This window comes from Roseovarius halophilus (ex Wu et al. 2025), from assembly GCF_047086965.1.
The window spans coordinates 1-10,723 of record NZ_JBKOTX010000187.1 but is presented as its reverse complement, the minus strand read 5'-3'; the positions used below and the strand labels follow the sequence as shown (position 1 = coordinate 10,723).

9 protein-coding genes and 2 pseudogenes are annotated in these 10,723 nt (G+C 67.8%); 2 read left to right on the top strand and 9 right to left on the bottom strand.

Translation table 11 applies throughout. The features are described from left to right. The 7 genes and pseudogenes from ACH107_RS25830 to ACH107_RS25800 form a co-directional block, all read right to left on the bottom strand. Positions 1–138 (bottom strand): annotated as a pseudogene (locus ACH107_RS25830) (adenosylcobinamide-phosphate synthase); the annotation flags it as partial. Then, positions 135–1,088 carry a threonine-phosphate decarboxylase CobD gene (gene cobD / locus ACH107_RS25825; protein WP_412508485.1) on the bottom strand — a complete coding sequence of 318 codons (954 nt, stop codon included), beginning with the start codon at positions 1,086–1,088 and terminating at the stop codon, positions 135–137. The gene cobD and the pseudogene ACH107_RS25830, both read right to left, overlap by 4 nt. A 4-nt stretch (positions 1,089–1,092) precedes the next feature. Further along, the gene (locus ACH107_RS25820) at positions 1,093–1,470 is read right to left on the bottom strand and encodes a DUF1636 family protein (protein ID WP_412508483.1); all 378 of its coding nucleotides are present in this window, start codon (positions 1,468–1,470) and stop codon (positions 1,093–1,095) included. Positions 1,471–1,650: 180 nt separating this feature from the next. Beyond that, positions 1,651–2,382 carry a TerC family protein gene (locus ACH107_RS25815; protein ID WP_412508482.1) on the bottom strand — a complete coding sequence of 244 codons (732 nt, stop codon included), beginning with the start codon at positions 2,380–2,382 and terminating at the stop codon, positions 1,651–1,653. A 31-nt stretch (positions 2,383–2,413) separates the two neighbouring features. Further along, complete coding sequence (locus ACH107_RS25810; protein WP_412508481.1) at positions 2,414–3,217, bottom strand: phosphodiesterase; 804 nt, start codon at positions 3,215–3,217, stop codon at positions 2,414–2,416. Positions 3,218–3,440: 223 nt separating this feature from the next. Then, positions 3,441–6,881, bottom strand: a complete 3,441-nt coding sequence (locus ACH107_RS25805; RefSeq protein WP_412508479.1) for a pyruvate carboxylase — start codon at positions 6,879–6,881, stop codon at positions 3,441–3,443. A gap of 261 nt (positions 6,882–7,142) precedes the next feature. Then, positions 7,143–8,291 (bottom strand): alpha-hydroxy acid oxidase, encoded by a 1,149-nt coding sequence (locus tag ACH107_RS25800; protein ID WP_412508477.1) that lies wholly within the window; start codon positions 8,289–8,291, stop codon positions 7,143–7,145. Positions 8,292–8,433: 142 nt separating this feature from the next. Between ACH107_RS25800 and ACH107_RS25795 the strand changes: the two genes are divergently transcribed. Continuing rightward, a complete protein-coding gene (locus tag ACH107_RS25795) occupies positions 8,434–8,901 on the top strand; it encodes a hypothetical protein (RefSeq protein WP_412508476.1) in 468 nt (155 codons plus the stop codon). A gap of 24 nt (positions 8,902–8,925) precedes the next feature. On the opposite strand, the gene ACH107_RS25790 is transcribed toward ACH107_RS25795, so the two are convergent. Beyond that, entirely contained in the window at positions 8,926–9,312 is a 387-nt protein-coding gene (locus tag ACH107_RS25790; RefSeq protein ID WP_412508474.1) for a rhodanese-like domain-containing protein, read from the bottom strand. Between the two features lie 22 nt (positions 9,313–9,334). Then, a complete protein-coding gene (locus ACH107_RS25785; RefSeq protein ID WP_412508472.1) occupies positions 9,335–10,234 on the bottom strand; it encodes an MBL fold metallo-hydrolase in 900 nt (299 codons plus the stop codon). 134 nt (positions 10,235–10,368) lie between these two features. Between ACH107_RS25785 and ACH107_RS25780 the strand changes: the two are divergent. Beyond that, positions 10,369–10,677, top strand: a pseudogene (locus ACH107_RS25780) (ATP-binding protein); the annotation flags it as partial. Between the last annotated feature and the right edge of the window lie 46 nt (positions 10,678–10,723).

The following is a 10,723-nucleotide window of genomic DNA, read 5'->3' as shown; positions in this document are numbered from 1 at the left end:
GTTGAGCCGCGCGTCGCACCAGCCGACGGCGCGGCCCATGAGCACGGCCGGATGCGGCAGGCGCGACCATAGCCAGCGCGGCTCGCCCAGCGAGGCGTCGAGCAGGAGCGCCAGCGAGAGGGCGGCGGCGAGGCTCATGCCAGTGCGGCCTCCAGCCGGGGCCAGGCATCGGGCGCAGGCAGGCCGAGGCGCAGGAACTCGTCCGAGTAGGGAAAGATGCGCGACCAGATGTGCGCGCGCGCAAGGCGGGCTTGCCAGCGGGCCGCATGGTGCACGCGGTAGAGCCGGAAAAGCGACGTCCCGCCCGCCACGCGGGCGCCGGCATGCATCATGCGCGCGTCGAGATGCGCGGCGTCCTCGTTGAGGCGGGTGCGCGTGGCAACCGCCCAGTCCGGATCGGACAGCGCCGCGGTACCGATGGCCAGCGCCGGTCCGGAGACGGGCCAAGGCCCCAGCATCCCGGCAAGCCGGTCGACCAGGTCGGGCGCGCCGATGGCGAACCCCAGCCGCAGGCCGGCCAGCCCCCAGAACTTGCCGAAGCTCTTGAGCACGATCGTGCCGGGCCTGTCCGCGTGGGCGATCAGCGAGCGATCCGGGGAGACATCGGCGAAACTTTCGTCGATCACCGTGAGCGGCGCGGTCAGGTCGGTGCCGCCATACCAGTGGCCCGTGGGGTTGTTGGGGTGGACGATGACACGGGCCTGCGCCTGTTGCGGCCGGTCATTGCTGATTTCCCAGCCATGCGCGGCGAAGGCGGCCGCGTGTTCGTTGTAGGTGGGTTCGGGGATGTCCGCGCGGCCCGGCATGGCGAGGGCCGGGAGACTTGCGATCAGGCTGGAGGCGCCGGGCGCGGCGAGGACGGACGCCCCGGCGGGCACGTTCCAGAAGCGGCGTGCAGCCTCGGCGAGGGCCATCTGCGCGGCGCTGTCGGGGAGGTCCTGCCATGCGGCGGCGGGAAGGTCGGGCACCGGGTAGGGCACCGGGTTGATTCCCGTGGACAGGTCGAGCCAGCCGGCGCGCGTGCCGCCGTGGTGCGCGATCGCGTCATCCAGCCCGCCGCCGTGGTCACGCGGTGCGGTGGCGACCATCGGCTCAACCCTCGTCGTCCATCGGCAAGGGCGGATGGCGGGTGACGAAGTGCCCCTTCACGCCCTGTGGCCATTGCCGGTAGGGTACCTGCCCGGTCGCAGACCCGGCATGAAGTTCGGCATAGTCCACGATTGCCGCGGCGGCGGCGTCATCGGGGGTGAAACGGCCCAGCGTGTAGCAGAGCTTGCCCGGCGCCTGGATGGCGACGTTGCAACCGTGGGCGCATCCCATCAGGCAGGAGACACGGCGCGTCCGGACGGGCCGGCCGGCGGCATGATGCTCGACGAGTTCGGCCATGTCCGCACCGTGGGGGCGGGCATGGGTGGTCTCGTCCCAGTCATCGCGCTTGCAGGTGTCGCAGATCGTGATCCAAGTGGTCATGGGGTGTCCGTCCTTGATTTCGCGGCCCAGTACAAGCGGAATTACGCGCCTTTCACAAGAGCCATCTTCGGTGTGTTGCAGGCGATTGAACCTTCGCGTTTGCAGGATCGAGAGGAGCAGCACGCCCGCGCCGCGGCCATGACGGCGGCGACCGGCCCGGAGTGTGTGGCCGGGCGCGGGCTAGCGGCCTTGCGCGGCCCGGCGGCGTTTCTGGCGCAGCAGGTTGAGCCCCTCGACCGCGCCGCCGAAAAGCATCGCGGCATATATGAAGCCACGTTCCACGTGGAAATGGAACGCGTCGGACACCAGCGCCATGCCGACCATCACGAGGAAGGCCAGCGCCAGCATCTTGGTCGAGGGGTGCGCCTCGACGAAGTCGGCGATGGGGGTGGCGGCCGCCATCATCACGATGATGGCCACGGCGACGGCGGCGACCATCACCTCGATATGATCGGCGATGCCGATGGCGGTGATGACGCTGTCGATGGAAAAGACGAGGTCCAGCAGCATGATCTGGAAGATCACGCTGAGGAAAACGGCCTCGACAACGCGTTCCTCGGCGGTATGGAAATCCTCGCCCTCGACCTCGTCGAAGATCTCGGTCGCGGCCTTGTAGAGCAGGAACAGCCCCCCGGCGAGCAGGATCACGTCACGCCACGACACGGGCCAGCCCATGATCGTGACGAAGGGGTCGGACAGCCCGATGATCCAGGCGATGGAGAAAAGCAGCCCGATCCGGAGCACGAGCGCACCGGTCAGCCCCAGCATCCGGGCCTTGTTCCGCTGTTCCTCGGGCAGCTTCGAGGCAGCGATCGAGATGAAGATGACGTTGTCGATGCCCAGCACGATCTCGAGGACCGTGAGGGTCAGGAACGAGATCCAGACGGCCGGGTCGGTCAGCAGTTCAAGCATGGCGGGCTCCTTTGTGCCGGATCGGGCGGGGTCAGTCGTAAATGGCAGTATCGTGTTGCGGCAGGGTGAAATCCTCGGTGTGGACAATGACACCGTCATCCGTCAGCAGCAGCAGGCCGTAGGCGCCCGGCTCATCCACCGAAAGGCGCGGGTCGCGGTAGCCCAGTGCCATCGGCATCTGGTGGCAGGTGCTCTTGAAGATGGCCGCGGGGATGCCGCCGGCGCTGCCCTGGATGGTGCGGTGGACGTGGCCCGAGACGATCTGCACGACGTTGCCATGCGCGCGCAGGCGGCTGGCCATTTCGGCGCGGTTCTTGAGGCCGATCCAGTCCATCCCGCCGAACCCGGTCAGGAAGGGCGGATGATGGCTGAAGACGATGACGCGGCGGGCACCGGCGGTTTCGAGGGCGCGGTCGAGCCACGCGAGGCGCGCCTCGCAGAGCAGCCCGCTATGGGTGTCCTCGGCATCCTCGTTGAGCGTGTCGAGCAAGACGAGGCGTGTATCGGCGCCGATGTCGACGATGTCCTGCACATGGCCCGCGGCCGTGACGGGCGCGCCGGGGAAGGCCGCGCGGAAGGGCGCGCGCCGGTCATGGTTGCCCACGGTCAGGCTGACGGGCAGGGGGCAATCCGCGACGGCCCGGCGGAAACGGTCGTATTCCGCCGGGGCGGCGTTGTGCGCGATGTCGCCGGTGATGACGATGCGTGCCGCGTCGGGATGGTTTTCAAGCGCGTGAGCAAGGCCCTGCGCGAAGCGCGCGCCGGGGTCCAGCCCGATGATGCCGTCGCCCTCGGGCAGGTAGTGAAGATCGGTGAAGACGATGATTTTCTGCATGGGAGCCGCCCCTGTCCTGACGATGACAGGGTAGGGAATTTGCCGCGTTTTGAAAGCGGAGTCTCGGTGCAGGGAGCGGCGAGGGTCAACAACGAAAACAAGGGGCTGTAACGCGGCTGCACCGCGTCGGTAACACGACGGCGCGCCGCGCGCGGATGCGCACCCTGCCGCGGTCTTGCGTGGCGGGCCGGTTCCCCGGTACGAGGCCGGCCGCGCCGCGTCGTCACTCGAATTCGACGAGAAGATCCTTGGCGTCGATCTGGCCGCCGGGCTGGACATGCACCGCCTTGACCGTGCCGTCGCGTTCGGCGTGGATGCCGGTTTCCATCTTCATCGCCTCGATGGTCAGCACCATGTCGCCTTCCTTGACCGTCTGCCCGGGGCTGACCACGACCGAGGCGACGACGCCCGGCATGGGCGCCCCGAGGTGGGCGGGATTGCCGTGCTCGGCCTTGGGCCGCTGCGCGGTCTGGGATTTCACCAACCGGTTGGGCACGCGGATCACGCGGGGCTGGCCGTTGAGTTCGAAGAACACCTTGACCTCGCCGTCCTCCTGCGTCTCGCCCACGGCTTGCAGCCGGATTTCGAGTATCTTGCCCGGGTCGATCTCGACGCTGATCTCCTCGCCCGGGGCCATCCCGTAGAAGAAGGCGCGGGTGGGCAGGGTGCGCACGGGGCCGTAGGTGCGGTGGCGGCCCATGTAATCGAGGAACACCTTGGGATACATCAGGTACCCGTTGAGGTCCTCGTCATCGACCGACTTGCCCTCCAGCTCGGCGCTCAGGCTCTCGCGAGCCGCTTCGAGGTCAACGGGCTCGAGGTGCTTGCCGGGCCGCTCGGTGTTGGGCGCCTCGCCCTTGAGAACCTTCTTCACGATCGTGTCGGGAAACCCGCCCGGCGGCTGGCCGAGATTGCCGCGCATCATGTCGATGACCGAATCGGGGAAGGCCACGTCGGTATCGGGGTTCTCGACGTCCTCGCGCGTCAGGCCCTGGCTGACCATCATCAGTGCCATGTCGCCCACAACCTTGGAGCTGGGGGTGACCTTCACGATGTCGCCGAACATCTGGTTGACGTCGGCATAGGTTTTCGCCACCTCGGGCCAGCGTTCCTCGAGCCCGAGGGAACGCGCCTGCGCCTTGAGGTTGGTGAACTGCCCGCCCGGCATCTCGTGCAGGTAGACCTCGGAGGCGGGGGCCTGAAGGCCGGATTCGAAGGCCACGTATTGCGACCGGACGTGTTCCCAGTAATTCGATATCTCGCGGATGCGCTCGATATCGAGGGTGGTGTTGCGCCGGGTGTGCCGGAGCGCCTGCGCGATGGAGCCGAGGCAGGGCTGGCTGGTCCCGCCCGAGAAGGCGTCCATCGCCGCGTCGGCCGCGTCGACGCCCGCGTCGGCGGCGGCGAGGATCGTGGCGCCGGCGATGCCGGAGGTGTCGTGCGTGTGGAAGTGCACGGGGATGTCGAGCTCGTCCTTGAGCGCGGTGACAAGGCGCGTGGCCGCGGCCGGTTTCAGCAGGCCGGCCATGTCCTTGAGCCCCAGCACGTGCGCGCCGGCGGCCTGCAGTTCCTTGGCCATGCCGACATAGTATTTCACGTCGTACTTGGCGCGGTCCGGGTCGAGGATGTCGCCGGTATAGCAGATCGTGCCCTCGCAGATCTTGCCGGACTCGACCACCGCGTCCATGGCCACGCGCATGTTCTCGACCCAGTTCAGGCTGTCGAAGACGCGGAACACGTCCACCCCCGTCTCGGCCGCCTGCCGGACGAATTCGCGCACGACGTTGTCGGGGTAATTGGTGTAGCCGACGCCGTTGGAGGCCCGCAGAAGCATCTGCGTGAGCAGGTTGGGCATCCGCTGGCGCAATTCGCGCAGGCGCTGCCACGGGCATTCCTGAAGGAAGCGGTAGGCAACGTCGAAGGTGGCGCCGCCCCAGCATTCGACGCTGAACAGTTCGGGCAGGTTGGCGGCGTAGGCGGGCGCGACCTTGATCATGTCGATTGAGCGCATCCGCGTCGCCAGAAGCGACTGGTGCCCGTCGCGCATCGTCGTGTCGGTGAGCAGCAGGCGGTCCTGCGCCAGCATCCAGTCGGCCACCGCCTTGGCGCCCTTGTCTTCCAGCAGGTTGCGGGTGCCCGGCGCCGGATCGGCCACTTCGCGCGGGGGCTTGGGCAGCTTGGCCTCGGGCGAGGGTTCGGGGCGGCCGGTGGTTTCGGGATGGCCGTTCACGGTGATGTCGGCGATGTAGGTCAGCACCTTGGTGCCGCGGTCGCGCCGCTTGGTGAAGTTGAACAGCTCGGGCGTGCTGTCGATGAACGTGGTCGTGTACGCGTTCGACAGGAATGTCGGGTGCTTGAGCAGGTTCTCGACGAAGGCGATGTTGGTGCTGACCCCGCGGATGCGGAATTCGCGCAGGGCGCGGTCCATCCGGGCGATGGCCTGTTCGGGCGTCGGCGCCCACGCGGTGACCTTGGTCAGCAGGCTGTCGTAGTAGCGCGTGATGACCCCGCCTGAATAGGCGGTTCCGCCGTCGAGCCGGATGCCCATGCCCGTGGCCGAGCGGTAGGCGGTGATGCGCCCGTAATCGGGGATGAAATTGTTGAGCGGGTCCTCGGTGGTGATGCGTGTCTGGAGCGCGTGGCCGTTGAGGGTGATCGCGTCCTGCGTCGCCTTGCCCGTGGCCTCTTCGAGCGTCTTGCCCTCAGCGATACGGATCTGGGCCTGCACGATGTCGATGCCCGTCACCTCCTCGGTGACGGTGTGTTCGACCTGAACGCGAGGGTTCACTTCGATGAAGTAGAACTGGTTGGTGTCCATGTCCATCAGGAACTCGACCGTGCCCGCGCACTCGTAGTTGACGTGCTTGCAGATCTTGTAGCCCAGTTCGCAGATTTCCTCGCGCTGGAGCTCGGTCAGGTAGGGGGCCGGGGCGCGTTCGACGACCTTCTGGTTGCGGCGCTGGACCGAGCAGTCACGCTCGAACAGGTGGTACATGTCGCCGTGCTTGTCGCCGAGGATCTGCACCTCGACGTGCCGGGCGCGGGTGATCATCTTTTCAAGATAGCCCTCGCCGTTGCCGAAGGCGGCCTCGGCCTCGCGCCGGCCTTCGAGCACCTTTTCCTCCAGCTCGTCGGCGCTGTTGATCGGGCGCATCCCGCGCCCGCCGCCGCCCCACGATGCCTTGAGCATCATCGGGTAGCCGATTTCCCCGGCGGCGGCGCGCGTGCGGTCCATGTCGTCGTCAAGGACGTGGCTGGCGGGGATGACGGGCACGCCGGCCTCGACCGCGACGTTGCGGGCGCTGGCCTTGTCGCCGAGGGCGCGCATTGTTTCGGCCCGAGGGCCGATGAAGGTGATCCCGTTGGCCGCGCAGGCATCGACGAAATCGGGGTTTTCCGACAGCAGGCCATAGCCCGGGTGGATGGCGTCGGCCCCGCAGGACTTGGCCACGCGGATGATCTCGTCGATGGACAGGTAGGCCTGCACGGGGCCCAGCCCCTCGCCGATGCGGTAGGCCTCGTCGGCCTTGAACCTGTGCAGGCTGAGCTTGTCCTCCTCGGCAAAGACGGCGACGGTGCGCTTGCCCATCTCGTTGGCCGCGCGCATGACGCGGATCGCGATTTCGCCACGGTTGGCGATGAGGATTTTCTGGAATTCTGCCACTGGCCTGTCCCCCCTCCACTTTAGAAGGCATGATTTGTGCGGCCATCCCCGGCGGGTCCGGACTTTGCCGCAGCGCGGCGCGCGCTTCGCGATCTTTTAGGATCAAACGCGGGTGCCGTGCAATCCCGCTGTGGCGCGCTTTCACCCTTTCGCGACAATTCCTGCCCGATCGGGCGCGGCGGCTGCACGGAAGGCCGCCGCGATTTGGTGCCTTTTTTCATATGGTTGAGACCCGCCCGGGCGGCGGCGGGTAGGGTGGCCCTACCCGGACGGGAGCAGCCGGGCGGCGACGTCGGCCAGCGTGGGCGTGCCGAGCTGGCCCATGTTCGCCCTGAGATCCTCGCGCAGGACATGGGCGAGGTGATCGGGCCCCGACGGCCCCAGCGCGGCGAGCGCGAAATGCCAGCCGCGCCCCATCATCACGTAATCCGCGCCCAGCGCCAGCGCCCGCAGGATGTCGAGCCCGCCTTCCACCCCGCCATCAAGGATGACGGGCCGGTCGGTCGCCGCGCGGATGGCCGGCAGCACCTCGATGGTGGCGGGGGCGGCATCGAACTGGCGGCCCGCATGGTTGGAAATCCAGATCGCGTCCACGCCCTCGGCGGTCAGGGCCGCGGCATCGTCGGCCCGCAGGACGCCCTTGACGACAAGCGGGCCGTCCCATGCCTCGCGCAGCCAGCGCAGGTAATCCCAGTCGGGCGAGGTGCGCAGCAGGTAGCCCGCGTGCTGGTTGGACGGCAGGCCGCTGGTCCGGCCCGCGTACGCGTCTACCAGCCGCATCCGGGGCATGCCGCCCCGTGCCACGCCCAGCGCCCAGGCCGGGCGCGTGGCGATCTGCGCGAGGATCCGCGGCGTCAGCCGGGGCGGCTGTGTCAGGCCCGAGCGTGTCTGCCGTTCGCGGCGGCTGCCCACCGGCACGTCCACCGTGAGAACCAGCGTGCCGAAGCCCGCCGCGCGGGCGCGGCGCAGCATGTCGGCGCGGATCGCGGGGTCACGCGGCGGGTACATCTGGAACCATGCCCGCGGCCCGAGGCTGGGCGCCACGTCCTCGGGTGTGCGGCTGGCCACGGTGGACAGGCAATAGGGTATGCCCGCGCGCGCCGCCGCGCGGGCAAGCGCCGGTTCGGCGCCGGGCCAGACAAGGCCGGACATGCCCACTGGCGCGATGCCCACCGGCAGCGCCATTTCCTGCCCCAGCAGGCAGGTGGTCAGGTCGGGGTCGATTTCGCCGTGCAGGATGGACGGGTTGAGCCGCACCGCGTCGAGGGCCGCGCGGTTGGCCGCCTTGGTGCGTTCCTCGCCGGTCCCGCTGTCGAGGTATTCCCATACGAAATGCGGCAGGCGGCGGCGGGCGCGGGTGCGCAGGTCGGACAGGCCGGGAAAGCGGGTGTCGCGGGTCATGGGCCGCATTTGTGCGCCGCGGGAGGCTGTTGTCCAGCGCCGAATCCGCGGCTGGCGGTCGCGCGACGGTCGAAACGGTGCGACCCGATCTTGCGTTAACCTTTCGTTAACCTTTATTAACGGAGAGCGCCATCAACCGCCGGAGGCCCGCATGGGCGAGGTCCAGATCGCCGCGCTGCTATGCGCCATGCTCGCCGGGAGCGAGGAAGAGACGCGGCACTATTTCGACGTGAATGGCATGAAGCGCCATGTCAGGGCGGATTGCGAAACGGCCGACCATGTCATCGAGATCGGTCTGGACGGCAAGAGTTCGGCCCGGGACAGCCTGCATCAGGCCCTGTTCTACGCGCATCTGTCGGGCAAGACGCCGGCGGTTGTCCTGATCGACCGCGACGGCTACGAGGGCCGGTTCGAATACGAGATGCGCCAAGTCACGAAAGCGGCCGGCGTGGCCTACATGCGGTGCGGCAAGGCATTCCTGCTGCGCTGGGCGGAAACCGCGCCGATGCGCCCCGGCTTCGCGGACGCATCGACCGACGACCTGCCGCGCGAGGCCAGCGTGAAATCGCGATGCGATCTGGACGCGCTGGCCACCGGCGGTAGAAAAGCGGGATCCTGACCGCCAAGAGGAGCGCCCGGGCCCTCAACCCGGATCGTCGCTGACCCGTTGGGGGGCGCCCGTGGCCATGTTCGTGCCGACATAGGGCAGCTTGGCCGCCTTCCACGCGCCGAATCCGCCGTCCATGTGGGCGATCCGGTCGAACCCGGCCTCGATGCAGGCCCGCGCGACCTTTTCCGAGCGTACGCCCGAGCCGCAATGGAACACGATGCGCTTGTCGCTCTGGCCCGGCAGCGTGTCGGTGCGGAAGAACGGCAGCGGCAGCAGAAGCGCCCCCTCGATATGCTCGAAGGCGTATTCCTGCACCGTCCGCACGTCGATCAGCACGATTTCTCCCGCCTCCCACGCGCGGGCGACCTCGTCTGTCGTCCATGTTTCGAGCGTCGCGTTGCCGACTGTTTCGGTCTTCATGGCCGTGTCTCCTTCAAGGGGCTCAGAACTTGTTGGCGGGGATTTTGAAGTAGCTGTTGCCGTCCGCCTCGGCATCCGGCAGGCGCCCGCCGCGCAGGTTGACCTGCAGCGCATGGAGAATCCGGTCCGGCAGGTTCAACGTGGCATCGCGCGCGTCGCGCAGTTTCACGTAATCCTCGCGCGACGTTCCGCCGCCGACATGGGGGTTGCTGGCGCGATGCTCGGCCACCGTGGCCTCCCACGCGGCCTCGGTCCGGTCGCCCACCGGCGGGTAGTCGTGCCCGATGAAAAGCCGGGTCTCGTCGGGCAGGGCAAGGAGTCGCTGCAGGCTGTCATAGAGAACCCCCGAATCCCCGCCCGGGAAGTCCGCGCGGGACGTGCCCACGTCAACATGCATGAAGGTGTCGTGCACGAACGCCGCGTCATCGCCGACGAGATAGGTGATGGAGCCCAGCGTGTGGCCCGGCGACAGCGTGACCTTCACCTCGAGCTCGCCCAGCATGAAGCTGTCGCCGTCGGCAAAAAGCCTGTCGAAATCCCGGTCGGGGTCGAAGGCGCCGGGCGTGTTGTAGATCCCGGTCCAGATTTCCGAGATCTCGCGGACCTTGTCGCCGATCGCGTTGGGTGCGCCCGTCTGTTCCTTGAGCCATGCCGACGCCATCAGGTGATCGGCGTGAGGGTGGGTGTCGAGCACCCACGCCACCGTCAGGCCCTTGTCGGCGACGAAATCGAGCGCGGCCTGTGCAGAGGCGGTGCCGGTGCGGGCATGGGCCGGGTCGAAATCGAGGACCGTGTCGATCAGCGCGGCCTGTTTCGTCGCGGGGTCGGAAACGACGTACTGGATGGAGCCTGTCGCGGGGTCGTGGAACCCGGTCACGTCGGGGGAGTTGGCGCCGCGCGAGGGGCTGGTTCTGTGGAACATGGAATCCTCCTGGTGGCAAGCTGCATTCACGTAATTGAATATATTGTCTTTCCAACCCCCGCGCCATCGCTTTGATGCGAAGATGTTCGAGCGTCTCTGGCAGAATCGCCGCGGCCCGTGCTAAGTATTGATGCATGAACAGCCCAAGCCCCAACATAAGCCAGAATCGGCCGGCGATACGGCAGCTTGACGATGCCGCGATAAATCGCATCGCGGCGGGCGAAGTCGTGGAACGGCCGGCCTCGGCCGTCAAGGAACTGGTGGAAAACGCGCTGGATGCGGGGGCGACGCGCATCGAGGTGGCCCATGCCGACGGCGGCAAGACGCTGATTCGCGTCACTGACGACGGCTGCGGCATGGCGCCCGACGAGCTGCCGCTGGCGCTGGCGCGTCATGCGACCTCCAAGATCGACGGGGCCGACCTGCTCGATATCCACAGTTTCGCAGCTTTACAAGCTCGTTACTGGAACCACGCGGAGTGAAGAACTG

Coding starts and splice junctions, on each gene's coding strand:
- ACH107_RS25820 (WP_412508483.1), bottom strand. CDS start 1,470: ATGACCACTTGGATCACGATCTGCGACACCTGCAAGCGCGATGACTGG.
- ACH107_RS25790 (WP_412508474.1), bottom strand. CDS start 9,312: ATGAAGACCGAAACAGTCGGCAACGCGACGCTCGAAACATGGACGACA.
- ACH107_RS25815 (WP_412508482.1), bottom strand. CDS start 2,382: ATGCTTGAACTGCTGACCGACCCGGCCGTCTGGATCTCGTTCCTGACC.
- ACH107_RS25795 (WP_412508476.1), top strand. CDS start 8,434: ATGGGCGAGGTCCAGATCGCCGCGCTGCTATGCGCCATGCTCGCCGGG.
- ACH107_RS25800 (WP_412508477.1), bottom strand. CDS start 8,291: ATGCGGCCCATGACCCGCGACACCCGCTTTCCCGGCCTGTCCGACCTG.
- ACH107_RS25785 (WP_412508472.1), bottom strand. CDS start 10,234: ATGTTCCACAGAACCAGCCCCTCGCGCGGCGCCAACTCCCCCGACGTG.
- cobD (WP_412508485.1), bottom strand. CDS start 1,088: ATGGTCGCCACCGCACCGCGTGACCACGGCGGCGGGCTGGATGACGCG.
- ACH107_RS25810 (WP_412508481.1), bottom strand. CDS start 3,217: ATGCAGAAAATCATCGTCTTCACCGATCTTCACTACCTGCCCGAGGGC.